General features: G+C 67.1%; 11 protein-coding genes. 7 read left to right on the top strand and 4 right to left on the bottom strand.

The genetic code is table 11. The features are described from left to right. Nucleotides 1-647: 647 nt before the first annotated feature. Complete coding sequence (locus tag AB5J56_RS44265; protein ID WP_369243157.1) at nt 648-1181, bottom strand: AAA family ATPase; 534 nt, start codon at nt 1179-1181, stop codon at nt 648-650. Between the two features lie 327 nt (nt 1182-1508). Continuing rightward, complete coding sequence (locus AB5J56_RS44260) at nt 1509-1991, bottom strand: hypothetical protein (RefSeq protein WP_369242069.1); 483 nt, start codon at nt 1989-1991, stop codon at nt 1509-1511. A gap of 1140 nt (nt 1992-3131) precedes the next feature. Between AB5J56_RS44260 and AB5J56_RS44255 the strand changes: the two genes are divergently transcribed. Next, entirely contained in the window at nt 3132-4550 is a 1419-nt protein-coding gene (locus AB5J56_RS44255; RefSeq protein WP_369242067.1) for a non-reducing end alpha-L-arabinofuranosidase family hydrolase, read from the top strand. Nucleotides 4551-4976: 426 nt separating this feature from the next. On the opposite strand, the gene AB5J56_RS44250 is transcribed toward AB5J56_RS44255, so the two are convergent. Further along, on the bottom strand, nt 4977-5918 hold the full coding sequence (locus AB5J56_RS44250) for an ArsR/SmtB family transcription factor (RefSeq protein ID WP_369242065.1): 942 nt from the start codon (nt 5916-5918) through the stop codon (nt 4977-4979). A gap of 155 nt (nt 5919-6073) precedes the next feature. On the opposite strand from AB5J56_RS44250, the gene AB5J56_RS44245 reads away from it, so the two are divergent. The 5 genes from AB5J56_RS44245 to AB5J56_RS44225 all read left to right on the top strand — a co-directional run bounded on the left by AB5J56_RS44245 (nt 6074) and on the right by AB5J56_RS44225 (nt 13058). Beyond that, entirely contained in the window at nt 6074-7321 is a 1248-nt protein-coding gene (locus AB5J56_RS44245) for an MFS transporter (RefSeq protein ID WP_369242063.1), read from the top strand. Nucleotides 7322-7859: 538 nt separating this feature from the next. Beyond that, the gene (locus tag AB5J56_RS44240) at nt 7860-8027 is read left to right on the top strand and encodes a hypothetical protein (protein ID WP_369242061.1); all 168 of its coding nucleotides are present in this window, start codon (nt 7860-7862) and stop codon (nt 8025-8027) included. A 96-nt stretch (nt 8028-8123) separates the two neighbouring features. Next, on the top strand, nt 8124-9281 hold the full coding sequence (locus AB5J56_RS44235) for a hypothetical protein (RefSeq protein WP_369242059.1): 1158 nt from the start codon (nt 8124-8126) through the stop codon (nt 9279-9281). Nucleotides 9282-9293: 12 nt separating this feature from the next. Then, entirely contained in the window at nt 9294-9977 is a 684-nt protein-coding gene (locus tag AB5J56_RS44230; RefSeq protein ID WP_369242057.1) for a class I SAM-dependent methyltransferase, read from the top strand. A gap of 336 nt (nt 9978-10313) precedes the next feature. After that, a complete protein-coding gene (locus AB5J56_RS44225) occupies nt 10314-13058 on the top strand; it encodes a hypothetical protein (protein WP_369242055.1) in 2745 nt (914 codons plus the stop codon). A gap of 128 nt (nt 13059-13186) precedes the next feature. Here the strand turns inward: AB5J56_RS44225 and AB5J56_RS44220 are convergent, their stop codons facing one another. Then, complete coding sequence (locus AB5J56_RS44220) at nt 13187-14494, bottom strand: aspartyl protease family protein (RefSeq protein WP_369242053.1); 1308 nt, start codon at nt 14492-14494, stop codon at nt 13187-13189. A 320-nt stretch (nt 14495-14814) separates the two neighbouring features. Between AB5J56_RS44220 and AB5J56_RS44215 the strand changes: the two genes are divergently transcribed. Beyond that, the gene (locus AB5J56_RS44215; RefSeq protein WP_369242051.1) at nt 14815-15219 is read left to right on the top strand and encodes a hypothetical protein; all 405 of its coding nucleotides are present in this window, start codon (nt 14815-14817) and stop codon (nt 15217-15219) included. Nucleotides 15220-15236 lie beyond the last annotated feature (17 nt).

The following is a 15236-nucleotide window of genomic DNA, read 5'->3' as shown; positions in this document are numbered from 1 at the left end:
AGGTCTCCACAGGCTGACACGGCATGTCCTGCCCCGTATTCGACGCTGATGATGTCGCGTTCACGTCGGCGTGGTCCTGATGTCCACAGCCTGCGGCTTTGCACCAGAAGACGGATTGGCTCTCTCGTCCTTTCGGTGACGATGCCGTAGGCGAAGATGCCGTAGGCGAAGCCCCCGCTGCGACGTGCAGGAGGGGGTAGCGATCAGAAGATCGATCAGGCACCGGCCGTGCTGAAAGCCGATCAGAGCGTCCGCCACCCCCGCGCCGGAACGGCGGCGCTGCCGGTCGGTGAGCGTCAGCGCTGTCCGGGGTGACGACGGTGGCGTGATGTGTCCTCGCCCTTGCCGACGTCCAGGCCGAGGAAGACGTCGCCGCGTCCGCCCTGCCAAGGCATGGAGATGCCACATCCACATTGCCGAGCGTTCTTCCGGCTCGGGTGCAACAGGTATTCAAGCCCCTCATCAGCGGTCCGTCGATGCCTCCGGGGCCGGTCCCCCTCCCCCGGATCATGAACAACAAGGGGGAAGTCGTGCTGGCCCCGAAGGCCAGAGGCCCCATTGCGGGCCCGCCAAAAACGGTAGCGGAGGCGGGATCGGCGCGGCTATGGCGGCATGTAGGCGTGACGTCTGTCGCAACAGTGCCCGGGTCAGCGGTCCACGGCGGGCAGGTGCACCAGGCCGGTGTCGTTCATGATGCGGTCGACGGTCTCGTACAGGGCGCTGTCGGCGCCAATGACGGTCTCGATGCCGCCGGGCAGCAGATCGCGCGCCCGGTACCAGTCGCGCAGCTGCGTTTCGCTGACGTCGTCGGCGATCGGCTTGGTGGCGTGCCGGGCGAGGGTTTCGCCGAATGGCACGTCCAGGTAGTAGCCGTGGGTCAGGCCGCGGTGATCGTCGCGCAGCTGCGCGAGCATGTCGCCGTAGCGGTCGGCGTAGAGGATGCCTTCGAGCACGACGTGGAATCCGGCGTCCAGGGCGTAGCGTGCGGTCAGGTCGATCAGCCCGATGTTCGCGGCGCCGGGCCGGTCGCGCTCTCGGAGCACGATGCGGCGGAGGTTGTCCTGGCTCACCAAGGCCAGGCCGCGGCCGAACCGATCGCTCAGGCCGGTCGCGACGGACGACTTCCCTGAGGCGCTGTTGCCGCGGACCATGACCAGCCGGGTTTCTTCGGTGCCCACCATCACGGCGGTCAGGTTATCGACGGCCGGTGACGCACCGAGGGCCTTTCGGGGAGGTGCCGATTTCGACGCCCGGACGAGTGAATTTCCCTCGCGTATGCGAGCGGGCATCTAGGAGCGTGCACCCAACTTACCCATCTTTCTTGGACTTTCGCGCTTATTCATGTGTTACGTCATATTGCATTGCGGTTGGCCACCCAGGCCGAAGGAGGTAATCCGTGGACGAGTAGTTGACCGCGGCAGCAGGCCAGGGACACGACATTGCCCCGGGCCGCCGGCAACTTGTGAGGCCATGCGGGATTCCGGAAGTCATCGCCGTCTGGCGCGGCCTCAAGAGGTGCTGGAAGAGATCCAGCCGTCATTGTTTCGATGGCGGTCCAGTCCCACGGCCTCAAATTCATCCTCGCCGAGGCTCGTTCGTACGCCGAGTTGCTGAAGCGCCTGCGAGATTGGGCTGATTGCTCGCGAGAACCACTTCTTCGCCGACGCATCCCATGGCCCCGCTGCCAGCACCCCGTCAGCCCAGACGGCGGCCCGCTGCTCGCCGACGCCGCCAAAGTACTCGGCCTCGACATACGCGACGGGCCCTGCAGCGGACCACTCGGCGAGCAACCTCTCAAAGCCTCCTGACAGCCGCCAAAACCCCAAAGCCCCCGCGGTGACGCCGTCCGTGACGGCATCGAAGACCTCATCTGTCATCGGCATCAGCGACAAGTCCTGCCGCAGAGGCGCCACTCGGGCGCCAAGGACGCCAACTGACGCGGCACGCAGCAACTCGTTTCCCGCAATCACCGCCTGCAACTCGTAACCCACCGAGCTCCTCCCCCGCCGATTGGAGACCTCATCATGGCTCAGCCAGCCCGGACAAACCCGGGTCCCTCGTCACGCCATAACCCCTCTCCCCCAGCGCGTTCCCGATCGGCCGATCTGCAGATCCTGTGAACCCGCTGGTTTCGGTGTGCGAAGACAGCCGGGCATCGGCCTTTCTGCGGACGAAAAACCGCCTGGCCAGGGTGCGGCGCAAGCCCCGCCGTGGGGCAGCTATCCGTCGCGTACATCTGCACCCGCTGCTACCGAAATGGGGACGCCGGCTGGTCGCCGCGCTGCGCGCGTTCGCCTGAATGTGAGTGCCCGTTTCTGGACCTGGACGTCTCGACGCCAAGCGCTTTGGGGGCAGTTGGCGATGCCCGCCGGGAGCGATCCCGACACGGACGAGGACTGACGGATGCCCGACGGCAGGGGTGAACACGGATTGACGCAGGCGGAGCCCGCGGCTCGGGTGGCGGTGGGGTGGTCATGGTGTGCCGCACCGGCGGGAAAGTCTCACAACGGACGTGCTGCCGGATGTGTACCGGGGCGTCGAGCAGAGAAGCGATCGGCCATGTCAGCACCGTCCGCGAATCAGGCCCCGCTCGGGAGCCAAAGGGCTGACCGTCCGCACGGGTCGGCCAATTCATCGGCTTGACCTGCGACATTTCATTCATAGAGTCCTGCGAATGTTTCGACTTGGCTCGCGAATCATGCGAGAAGTATTGACGCCGTTCACCGGTTCCCTATCATCCAGATTGCTCGACACTTCGATCCTTGTTCGACATCACGAACGCGCTAGAGCCGCTCCACTCGCACCGCAGAGCACCTCCGGGACACACCCACCGCAACGACCGAGCCGCAAGGGACATACCGCACTATGCATATGTCATGGCCCCACCAATCCTTCTCCTGTTGTGGCACGCCGGCGGGAGCCAGCGGCCTCTCTGCCGGCGCGGTTCTCCCGCCCGCGGACGCCTCGCTCGCTGACGCCACCGGTCCTTCAGATGGTCTCGCGGGACCTGGAAGCCCATAAGGCGTCAGCCCGGTATCCACGGACTGCTACGAACCGCACCACAACGACAGTCCGGATGGCCTCCGACAGGGCCCAACCGGATCCGCGTACTCAAGGATTACGAGGTCTCCATGCGCAGACGAAGTTTCAGCCCCAGACATCTGTCTGCTGTGCTCGCCGCTGCGGTTGCGGTCCTGGGCATACTGGCGGCGATGCTCGTCGCTGGCCCGGCTCAAGCGGCCACCAGCGGCGCCGTGCGCGGTGTTGGTTCCGGCCGGTGTCTCGATGTGCCGAACGCCAGCCAGACCGACGGCACGTACCTGCAGATCTGGGACTGCTCAGGTGGGACCAACCAGCAGTGGACACAGACAGACAGCAACCAGCTGACCGTCTACGGCAACAAGTGCCTGGATGTTCCGGGCCACGCCACCGCGGCCGGTACCCGGGTGCAGATCTGGACCTGTAGCGGCGGTGCGAACCAGCAGTGGCGGGTCAACTCCGACGGCACGATCGTCGGCGTGGAGTCCGGGCTGTGCCTGGACGTCACGGGCCACGGCACGGCCAACGGCACGGCGGTGGAGATCTGGACGTGCAACGGCGGCAGCAACCAGCAGTGGACCGGCCTGTCCGGGACGACCCCTCCCGGCACCTGTTCTCTTCCCTCGACGTACCGGTGGACGTCGACAGGTGCGTTGGCGCAGCCGGCCAACGGGTGGGTCTCACTGAAGGACTTCACCAACGTGGTGTACAACGGCAAGCACCTGGTCTACGCGTCGAACGTGTCGGGATCGGGGTACGGCTCGATGGCGTTCAGCCCCTTCACGAACTGGTCGGACATGGCGTCGGCCGGCCAGACCGGGATGAGCCAGTCCACGGTGGCGCCCACGCTGTTCTACTTCGCACCCAAGAAGATCTGGGTGCTGGCGTCCCAGTGGGGTGCGTCGCCCTTCATCTACCGCACGTCGAGCGACCCCACCAACCCCAACGGCTGGTCCTCGCCCCAGGCGCTGTTCACCGGCAGCATCCCCAACTCCGCCCCGATCGACCAGACCCTGATCGCCGACGACCAGAACATGTACCTGTTCTTCGCCGGTGACGACGGCAAGATCTACCGGGCGAGCATGCCGATCGGGAACTTCCCGGGCAACTTCGGCTCGTCGTACACCACGGTCATGAGCGACACGGTGAAGAACCTCTTCGAGGCACCGCAGGTCTACAAGGTTCAGGGCCAGAACCAGTACCTCATGATCGTTGAGGCTCGGGGTGCGAATGAGCAGCGCTTCTTCCGCTCGTTCACCGCCACCAGCCTCAGCGGTTCCTGGACCCCGCAGGCCGCCAGCGAGAGCAACCCCTTCGCGGGCAAGGCCAACAGCGGTGCCACCTGGACCAACGACATCAGCCACGGTGACCTGGTCCGCAACAACCCCGACCAGACCATGACCATCGACCCCTGCAACCTGCAGCTCCTCTACCAGGGCAAGTCCCCCACCGCCAGCGGCCCCTACGACCAACTGCCCTGGCGGCCGGGTGTCCTGACCTTGCAGCGGTAACCCATCTGATCCAAGGTGACCCCGATTTGATGCGCTCTACCGGCGCCTGGACGAGCGGGCCACGGCGTCGCAACTCCACCCGCTGACCGATACTCACCGCCTCAAGGAGCCCCAGCCGCGCGTCGGCTGGGGCTCCTCTCCTTCGTGGACTTTCATCGCGAGAAGGGGCCCGAAGCACTACGACGCGACCGGGATGCCGGTGTGTCCGGTCTGATCCCACTCATGCGCATGCCTCTGCGGGAAGTCGAGGCCCGCCGGCGCTGAAATGTGGTGCCTAGCAACACGGGATCGGGGAGGCGGCTCGGTCCGTGCGGCTCATTCAGCCAGAAGCGGTCGCACACAGGCCTGCCGGTCGGAGGGCAGAGCAGAAACCAGCCGTGGGATCGAACTCAGATCCGCTCAGATTCGCCCTTTGAGCGGATCGACTCAACGGGGGCCAGCTGCAGGCGAATTCAGGTGCATTCCCGAGGTTAGTGCCGCCGCGAGCGGGGTCTGCTGGTAGAGCACTTCGCGACCGCGACGCTCAGCGGTGACAAGGCCGGCGTCACGGAGAACGGTGAGGTGCTCGGAAACGGTCGCCGGCGCCAGGTCTACTCGACGGGCGAGGCTGCTGGTCGTGGTGGGGATGTGCGTCTGCGCCAGCACGGCCGCGCGCCCTGCGCCTAGCAGCCGCGCGATCGCCGGTGAGCCCGCGGGGTGTTCCCACAGCCGCGCGGCGCCGAGCATCGGGTAGACGAGGGCGGGGGGTGTGGCCGACGTGGTGCTGGTGGGTCCGAGGCCCAGGTTCGGCCAGCCGAAGGCGGTTGGGACGAGGATCAGGCCGCGGCCGCGCAGGTCGAGGTTCCCGCGGCGCAGACCGGTCAGGTGCAAGGTGTCGCTCTCCCACTTGGCCCGCCGGTGCAGGTTGGCGAACAGCCCCTCCAGACCGCCGTCGGCCAGTTGCCGCGCGCGCGTGGTGATGTCCGCGTCGAGCAGGCCGCGGATGCGGTCCCACAGCGGTGCGACCAGGATCCGCCAGGCCTCGCGCTGGTGCGCAACCAGCTTGTCCCGGGCTTCCACGGGGTCCCCGGTGAGGGCGCGGTACAGGTGCGCGGGCACCGTACGGGGGTCGAGGCGGCGGGCGTGCTCGGCGAGTTCGGTGGCGACGACGTCCGGGTCGGTGGCCTGGACATGGTTGAGATCGTCTTCGATGGTGGTGAGCGGGCTGGTCGGGCTCGGCCACAGGAAATCCGGCCCGTGCCCGCGCACCGGCACCGCGATGCCGAGCAGTCCCAGGTCGAGTTCGGCGACGACCTCCTGGATGTCGCGCAGCCATGGCAGGTACCAGGCGTGACGGCTCGGCGCGTTCAGCACCAGCAGCGCGGACATCGTTTCCTGTAACGGTGACATCGCGAACCGGCACCGCGCCGCGTCACCCGACCCGAACCTGAGCACCAGCGTCATACCGCCAACGATGACAGGGGTGGATTCGGTGTGCACCGAATCCGCGCCCTCCGGTCGCCGAGGACGGCACCCTGACGGTCATGGTCGAACCTTCGCCGGCATCGGTTGCGCCTGCGCCACGAACCCGTCTGCTACGGGGAAATCCGGCTTTTCGGGCCTTGTGTGCCTCGCGGGCGGTGTCGTTCGTCGGCGACGGGATCACCACCACGGTGCTCGTGGTGCTCGCCGCCCGGCAGGACGGGCCTGTCGGGGTGAGCCTGCTGCTGCTCGCGAATGCGCTGCCGAGACTTGCCGGCCCCCTGGCCGGGGTGCTCGCCGACCGCGTCCCGACCCGCCGGCTGATGATGCGCTGCGAACTGGCCTCGGCGCTCGTCATCGGCTTGATCGCCGCTACTCTGCCGCCGCTGCCGATCCTGATCCCGCTCGTCGTGCTCGCCGGGGCGCTGGCCACCATCCGCAACCCGGCCGGGCGCAGTCTCGTCCCGGTCCTGGTCGACGCCCCCGATCGCGCCCCGGCCAACGCCCTGTTCGGGCTCGCCCGCACCCTCCAGCTCGCCGTCGGTCCCGGCCTCGGCGGACTGCTGGCGGCCGGACCCGGAGGCATTCACACCGCGCTGGCAGTCGACACCGCGACCTTCACCGTCTCCGCGCTGCTGCTCACCGGGCTCCCGGTGCTCGAGCCGACTCGTGACCCCGCCGCGGTCACCGGAGTCTGGGCCGAAGCGACCGCGGGTCTTCGTTATGTCGTGGCGGACAGGCAGGTCAGGACACTGATCCTCACGCTGTTCGTCATCGTCGCCTTCGCCGGCGTGGACAACGTGGCGCTGGTGTTCCTCGCCGGCGACCAGCTCGCCGGCGGCCCGGCAGGGTACGGTCTCGCCGCCAGCTCGTTCGGCTTGGGCATGCTGCTGGCGTCGGTCGCGTGCACACGGTTTACCCGCGGGCGTTCATCAGTGGCTCTGCTGGTCATCGCCATCGCCTCGAGTGGCGCCGGCACGGTGCTTACGGGCTTGGCTCCCGCCCTCGCCGTCGCGCTGGTGGCACAGCTGCTCGCCGGCGCGGGGAACGCCGGGGAGAACATCGGCTACGACACCGTCATCCAGAACGTCGTGCCCCGCCCGATGCTCGGCCGCGTGTTCGGCACCCTGGGGACCGCCGCCCAACTAGGCGCGGGCTTCGCCTATCTCGCGGGTGGCCTGTCGGTGCACCTGGTCGGCGCACGCGCCACGTTCGTCCTCGCCGGCGCCGGGACCCTCGCCGTCCTGCTCGTGCTCGTTCCCGTGCTTCGCCACAGCCCGCAGCCTGATCCCGACTGTTGCGCTGACTGACAACGGGTAGCACGCATGCCGTGGATCGGCCCTGGCTGCCATGTCCAGGCGGCAGTTCAGCGTTCGGTCCGGTAGGGGGCATCGCCGTGCACCCTGTCGGATGAGCTGTGGGACCGCCCGGAACCGTTGCTGCCGCAGCGTGACTGGACCGGTCCCGCGGTGCGGTCGACACCTGCCGCGACCAGGTCCGTGCTCTGGCATCGTGCCTGCGATCGCTCGCCGCGGCATCCCGTGGGAACGCGGAGCCGACATCCACGAAGCGTTTCTCGAGCTCGCTTGCGGCCAAATCGTCTGTGGACAACTCGGCCCACTGAGTCAACGGTTGCAGAGGAAGTCCCGCGGCCGCTCACCCTTCGACGGTCTTCGAAACGTTGGCGGCTGCCCCTGGGCAGAACCTACATTGAGGCACCCAGGGATCAACCGCAGTGTCGGAACCCATCAATGCGTTCCGACAAGAGAAAGGTTCCCTGAGCTGACTGACGTCTGGTCAGTTGTTGGATTCGCACGTTCAGTAAACCAGCTGGGAGGCGATGTTTCGATGACCACCGAAACCTTGGAAGCCGCACGCAATGCACATGTGGCAACAACGCTGAACGCCATGCTGACCCAGGAGACACCGGTCACTATGGCAACTCCGGTGGACATTCTTTCGGGAAGCGACAACGAAGCGGTCAACTTCACCTCCGCGTGGGAGACCGAAGACTGATCTCGATCGACGGTGCGTGCGGAGAGTGAAAGCCCTTCGTGCGCACCGTTACCACGCATTGCGCTGGTGTCTATTTCCTAGGAATGCCTTCATACTATGGAAAATAGTGGTTCGGTCGAAGATGTTTCCGGCACCCATGGGGGCCCCGACGAACAGGTCTGGCGCGGCGTCTCGCTGATGCTTGATCAGTACATCCATCTCAAGGATCACGATCGAGTGCTCCTGTTGTACGCGCGCAGCGCACGTGAACCCGCCGCCTGGGTCGCGGCCGAGCTGGACATTCGCGGCATTCCCGCAATAATCATGGACCTGGAAGGCCTGTCCGCCGCCGCGATCAAACAGTCGCTCAGCAGCGCGAAATTCGGCCTCGATCAGATCACCGACCGGCTTGTCGTGCTCTGCATCGAATACGACATCGTCGCGCCGTCGGACTCGATTCGCGACGCGCTGGAGCCGTTCTCCGGCAAGAGGACCGAAGTTTTCCGGACGGTGATGACCGGCGCGGAGTTCTTCAAGCAGGCCGTGACGACGTCGCCGGCCACCTTGAACAACATCAACGCCGGGCTCCTGCACAGTCTCCGGTCCGCCGAGCAGTTCAAGGTCAGGACGTCCTCCGGATCCGAGCTGGATGTCGTGCTGGATCCCTCGCACTACCGCTGGGTGAGCAATCGCGGGCTCCACCGGGAGGGAGCTTTCGTACTCCTGCCCGCAGGCGAGGTGGCGACCTACCCCGCGCAGATAAGCGGCACGCTCGTCGCGGACGGTGCGTTCAATTCGACCGCGTACACCACAATCGACGCACGACTACAGGAACACCCCGCTGTGTTCGAGATCGAAAACGGCATTATGGTGGATTACAGGTGCGACAATCCTTCGGTCAGGAAGTTGATCGAACGCTGCCTGCGGCTGCAGAACGCCGACCGGGTCGGCGAACTGGGATTCGGCACCAACATCGGCATCGAGCGGTTCATTTCCCTGAACTCGCACCTCAACGAGCGCTTCCCGAGCGTGCATATCGGCTTCGGGCAAAGCAATCAGGTACGAGGTCTGGTCCACTCCTGCGACGTGCACGTCGATTTCATCACCTCCGACTGCGCGATCGAGATCGCCGGCCAACCGCCGCTGAGAAGCCAGGACTTCAAGGATCTCACCGGCGAGCATCCGGCCATCGAGGAAGGCGTGTTCGACGAGGACCTGGACGGCGACTGCTGCGGCCTCTTCTCGCCGCACAACAACATCCAATGCCTCACTTAGGTGGCAGGAGCAATGACGCAGACCGGAATTCCCCTCTCCCCCGACGGATCTCCAGTGGAGTTCTACGCCCGCCTGCCGGCCGGCTCGAGCCCGCGCCTGATCCACGATTCGATTCCGGCGGGCGCGAGCATCCTCGAACTGGGGGCGGGCGCGGGGAGAATAACCCATCCCCTGCTGGAACTGGGTCACGAAGTGGTCGCGGTCGACGAATCGCCCGCCATGCTGGCGTACGTCAAAGACGCGGAAACCGTCGAAGCCAGGATCGAAGACCTGGCGCTCGGTCGCCGATTCGATGTGGTTCTCCTGATGTCGCATTTGATCGAGAACCCGGATATCGAGAAGGCCCGGGCCTTTCTCAGAATCTGCCGGGCCCACGTGACAGACCAGGGGCAGGTGCTCATCCAGCGGGACCCGCCGAAGCGGAGCTATGTCGACGAGCCGCCGTTCAAACGAGAGGTGGCGGACGGGTGCACGATCAGCATGCGCGACCTGAGCCAGGCGCCGTCCGGGATACTGACCTTCACCCTCGACTACGAGATCGACGGCTCGAAGTGGTCGCAATCTGTAATCACCAGGCCTGTCGACGACGACTCCCTCGCGCATGAACTGGCGTTGGCGGACTTGGAGATCGGCAGCTTCCTGAACCCGAACCGGTCCTGGGTCAGCGCCCGGCCCAGCACCGCGTCTCCGGTCTGAACATGTACGCCCTTGAGAGGTCCTGACGAAATCTTGTTCGTGCTCCACACCGGCATCCAGTGGGAGTAACTCCCCAGGAACTGGGCGGCTTCGGCTCGGGCATGACGTGCCGGCGGCGCCTGGCCGCGGCGACCAGGCCTGCGCGACGACGTATCGGAGGGCGATCAGCTGTGCTGGCTTGATCGCGTCGCTCGCCTCCTATCGGCGTCTCCTCACAGACAACCCACAGACACCTCGCCCCCGTCCTAGGTGACGCGAGAGGCGCTCGGGACCGACGGGACGTCTGCGCACGGGGTTTTGAGGAGAGGACCATTGATCCGTGCCCGGCGAATATGTGTGACCGCCGTGGCGGTGCTGGCGGCCCTGGCGGGCTCGCCCGGACTGGCACACGCTGAACAGCCGCACGAATCGGGGCCGTTGAGCGCGACGGACGCCAACCCACTTCCGCCAGGGTGGCGGATCGACGGGGAGGGCGGGACGCGTGAGCTGGTCTGGCGTGCGCCGAAGGCCCTGCCCATGGGGGATGCGCGGGTCGAGTTCCGTTCCGGGGACCGGCTGCTAGGGGTGCCGAAGCCGGCGAGGGACAGGCGGACCTTCCGGCTCGTCCTCGCCGGGACACGGCCCAAGCAGCTGACGGACCTTCAAGTGACGGCCGCGGGGCGTCGGCTGGACGCGGCGGCCGACGACACGCACAAGCCCGGCTCGCGCGTGGCACGGATGCCCGCGCAGGCTCCGGCGAGCGGCGTTGATCCGGGCAAGCCCGGCTCGTACCGCACGGTCACCGGGAAGTACGACCTCGACCCGGTGCGCCTGCCCGGGTTCGACACCCCGGTGGAGATGACCGCCGAGGTGGTGGCGCCGAAGGGTGGCACCGAAAGCCGGCCGCTCGCGCTGTTCCTGCACGGCCGCCACAACACCTGCTACAAGCCGGGCTCCGAGGACGACGTGACCGGCGACTGGCCCTGCGCGGACGGCTACAAGCCGATCCCGAGCTACCTGGGCTATCTGCGCGACCAGCGACTGCTGGCCTCCCAGGGCTATGTGACGGTGTCGATCTCGGCGAACGGCATCAACGCCCAGGACTGGGAGGCCGAGGACGCCGGCGCGCAGGCGCGTTCCTCGCTGGTACGGCAGCACCTCGCCCGCTGGGCCGGCTGGACCGCCCATCGCTCCTCCGCCCCGGCCGTCGTACGCAAGGCGGCGAAGGCGGACCTCTCCCATGTCCTGCTCGTCGGCCACTCGCGCGGTGGCGAGGGCGTCAACCGGGCCGCCATGGACAGCCTCTACCCGCCGCCGTCCGCCGAAGACGGCTACCGGGGCCCGGTGCGCTGGAAGGTGCGCGGGACGGTGCTCATCGGACCGACGATCTTCGGCCAGAATCCGGTCGCCGACGTGCCGTCCGTGACGCTGCTGCCGGGCTGTGACGGCGACGTGTCCGATCTGCAGGGCGAGGACTTCGTCGACGGGACGCGCGGGATCAGCCGGGGCGCGGCACTGCACAGCGCGGTGTACGTGGTCGGCGCCAACCACAACTACTTCAACAGCGAGTGGACCCCGGGCGAGGCCGAGGCGCCGGCCTCGGACGACTTCTGGTCCGACCCGGAGCAGCCGGACCCGGTGTGCACGCCGGGTGCCGCGACCCGGCTGACCGCCGCCCAGCAGCACAAGGCGGGCTCCACATACATCGCCGCCGCGGCCCGGCTCTTCCTCGCCGGGGACGACCGGGTACGTCCGCTGCTCGACGGTTCCGGCAAGCGGGCCCCGTCCGCGGACCCGGCCCGGGTGCTGACCCATGCGGTCGGCGGGCGCCGCAGCGGTGGCTTCCTGCCGGACGCCGGGGCGAAGGTGACCGGTGCGCGGGTGTGCTCGGCGATCGACCCGGACCCGGCCGTGGCCTGTCTGGACCCGGAGACTCTCGGATCGTCACCGCACTTCGCGGGGTGGGAGACGTCACAGGAGACCGGCCGCAGCGCGGTGGACGTGAAGTGGTCCGCGCCGGGCACGGCCGCGCGTATCACTCCAGCCAAGCCGCTCTCCCTCCACGGCTCCCAGAAGCTCGCCCTCCGGGTCTTCGTACCGCCGAACGCGACCGGCACGAAGTTCGACGTGTCCGTCACCGACTCCTCCAACCGTCGGGTGACGCTGGGCTCGGTCAAGGTGGACGGGCTCCCTGGCTCCGCCAACACCGCCTCATATTGGGCTCAGGAACTGCGCGTCCCGCTGTCGGCCGCGACCCGGGCCAGGTTCGATCTCAGGCATGTCAAGTCCCTTGAGCTGACGCCCCGTTCGCGGTCCGGACGGGCCTGGCTCATGGACGCCTGGGGCTGGGCGCCCGGAACTTCGGCGGTGAAGGCGGCCGCGCTGCCGCGTGTCGACGTGGGCCGCACGATCGTCAAGGAGGGTGACTCGGGCACCCGTACCTACCGGATCCCGGTCGAGATCTCGGGGCACGGCAGCGGGCAGGTCCGGGTGTACGTTCTCGACCCGGACAGCGGCCGGGCCGAGAACCGCCTCGTGACCGTACGGCCCGGCAGCGACGCGATCGACGTTCCGGTCGAGGTGAAGGGCGACACGGTCTACGGCGACGACGTAGAGCACGACATCGCGGTCAAGGCCGTGCACAACGCCGTTGTCGGCAAGCACCGGGGCGGGGTCACCGTCGAGAACGACGACCCCGAGCCGGTGATCACCCTGTCGCCGGTCGCGGACCGGGTGACCGAGGGTGAGACGCTGACTTGGCGACTGTCCCTGGACGCGCCCACGGCGGTGGATATCTGGCAGCCGGTGCGGGTGCTTCCGGTCACCGAGGGCGCCGAGTTGTCCACCAAGGACGTGGACCCGCAGTGGCTCCAGGACTGGTCCGGTGACGTGCCCGACCCCGAGCGGCCGCTGTCCGAGGCAAACCTGTGGGTGTGGCTGAACATCCCGCCCGGAAGCACCAGCGTGGACTTCGTCGTGCCGACCGTCCAGGACCAGGTGGCCGAGCCGACCGAGTCGATGCGCCTCGCACTGACCGACCGCAACGCCGATCCGCTGCCCGACAGGCCGGTGCTGACGGGGACGGTGCTCGACAAGCCGTAAGCACGATGTACGAGGGATCGTGAGCACCCTCTTGTGCGGGGTCCGGGGCCTGTCCGGGCCCCGCACTTCACAAACTGACGCGGATCCCGACCGGGGGCGGCAGTCATGAGCCCGTGCGGTCGAGGTGATCAGGTGGCCTTGCCGGGGGCGATGTAGAGGTTCATATCGGTGAAGTCGACGGTGATGTTGTAGGGCTTGTGGAAGCTGTGGAAGAAGGAGGCTCGCACGTCGAAGGCGTAGGGGGCGAGCGTGGCCTCTGGGTGCGTCTCGCAGTAGATGTCCCTGGCGACAGCGTCGCCGAGGCGGATCTCCCTCGGGTAGCACGGGTAGGTGACGGCCGGGTGGCCGTGGGCAAACGTCCCGATCGGGCGGTCGTGGTCGCTGCGGATTCCCAACTGCTCGGCCGTCTCCCCGAACACGACCGCGGCGCTCTCTCCGCCGCTTCCGCCGAAGTTCACGCCCACCACCCCTGCGCGGGAGCCGGCGGCGCCGGCGATGCTGCCCCTGCTGTGCAGAAATTGATCGGCCAGCCACAGCGGCAGGGGCTCGGCGCCCGCCCGGATGGCGGCGGCGCGTGCCTTCCTGGCCGTTTCGGGGGTGCGGCGGCGCAGGATCAACTGCCGGTCCGCATAGTCGAAGGTGGTCAGCAAGTGGTAGAAGACCCACGTGCCGATCATGCCGTCACTGGCCGTGTCGACGTCTTCGCCCGACTCCGTCGACGACCAGCCCACGGGGACGTTGCGCAGTTCGATATCCCCCAGCTCGAAGGAGTCCAGTATCCCGTAGTGCGCCCATATGGAACCGCCCTCGAAATCGATCTTCTGGCTGGCGACGGGGCTCAGCCCGGCTTCCTTGGCCACCGTCGCGCTCAGGCTCAGATTCGTTGCACCGGTGTAGAACGTGAAGCGCTTCAGCGGTCCGCCGTTGACCGAGGCCTGCAGCAGAGGCATCGGGTCCGTCTGCTGCCATGGCAGCCGCGCAATGTCGCCGTGGACCTGATACGCGTCGCCGCGGACTGCCGCGAACCATTTGGCATAGGCTTCTTCGCCGACCGCTTGCCAGTGTGGTGCGGAGAGCGCGAATTTGTCCTGCCGCATGTAGCAGTCGCCCAGCAAGTAGTTGGCCTCCTTGTCGCCAGGCGCCAGCTGGATGACCGACTTGAGGTATTTCTCGGCGTCGGGGAACTCGTTGGCCAGCAGCCCGACAAAGCCGCGCCGTCGGGCTGCGTGCAGGTTCTTGGGTTCCTTTTTCAGGATCTCCTCGTACGCGCGGCCGGCCTTCTCGAACTCCCCGGCCTTGAACAGCGCATCCGCGTCACCGCTGGCGGCCAGCGCCGTGGCCTCCCCGCCTAACAGCGGCCCGGTCGCGGCGGCACCCGCCAGGACAGCGGCGCCCCGCAACAGAGATCGTCGGTTCCATTTCCTGTCATGAGCCACGTCTTCTTCTTCCGTCCGTCGATGCACAGTGGTTCGTGGCTCCACTGAAGCCGCAGGACTGTTGCGGAGGCGTATGCGTATTTTGATACGCCCGCGATACACCACGAGCCCAGGGGGCCAAGGAACGGCGGTGGACATCAGCATGCGCGACCTGAGGCAGGCGTCGTACGGGACACGGGCCTTCACCCTCGACTACGAGATCGAAGGCTCGATGTAGTCGCAATCGGTGATCACCAGGCTGCTCCCCCGAGCGGTCTGCGATGCTTGAGGTGGCGTATGGAAAGACAACGTTCCATCTCACGGTTCCTGGGGCGGGAAGCATGGTGAATCGAGAGCTGACAGCAGGGCAACAGGCTCGTGTGGTCGGCTGGGGCTGGTTCCTGGGCTGGCTTGTGCTGGGAGGATGCGCAGGAGTTGGGCTGGCGGCCGTTTTGTCAGTAGGCCTTGTCCTAGTTCTTCTGGCCGCCGTGGCTGCGGGTTTCCTGCTGCGGAAGGGCCCACGGAATGCGATCGCCGGATCGTTGACCGGCCTGAGCGTGCCGCTCCTCTACATCGCTTACCTGAACCGAAGCGGTCCTGGGAACGTGTGCCACACGACATCCAGCGGCCAGACCTGCACTGACGAATACACCCCGATCCCCTTTCTGGCCGCTGGTGCCATTCTCTTCTTCGCCGGATTCCTGATCTTCATGATGCTCAACAGCAGGACCAAGAGCACTAGCTGATCTGATCCGGGTGTTGA

The organism is Streptomyces sp. R21, from assembly GCF_041051975.1.
Taxonomy (GTDB): Bacteria; Actinomycetota; Actinomycetes; order Streptomycetales; family Streptomycetaceae; genus Streptomyces.
This window is presented reverse-complemented; position numbering and strand designations above follow the sequence as displayed.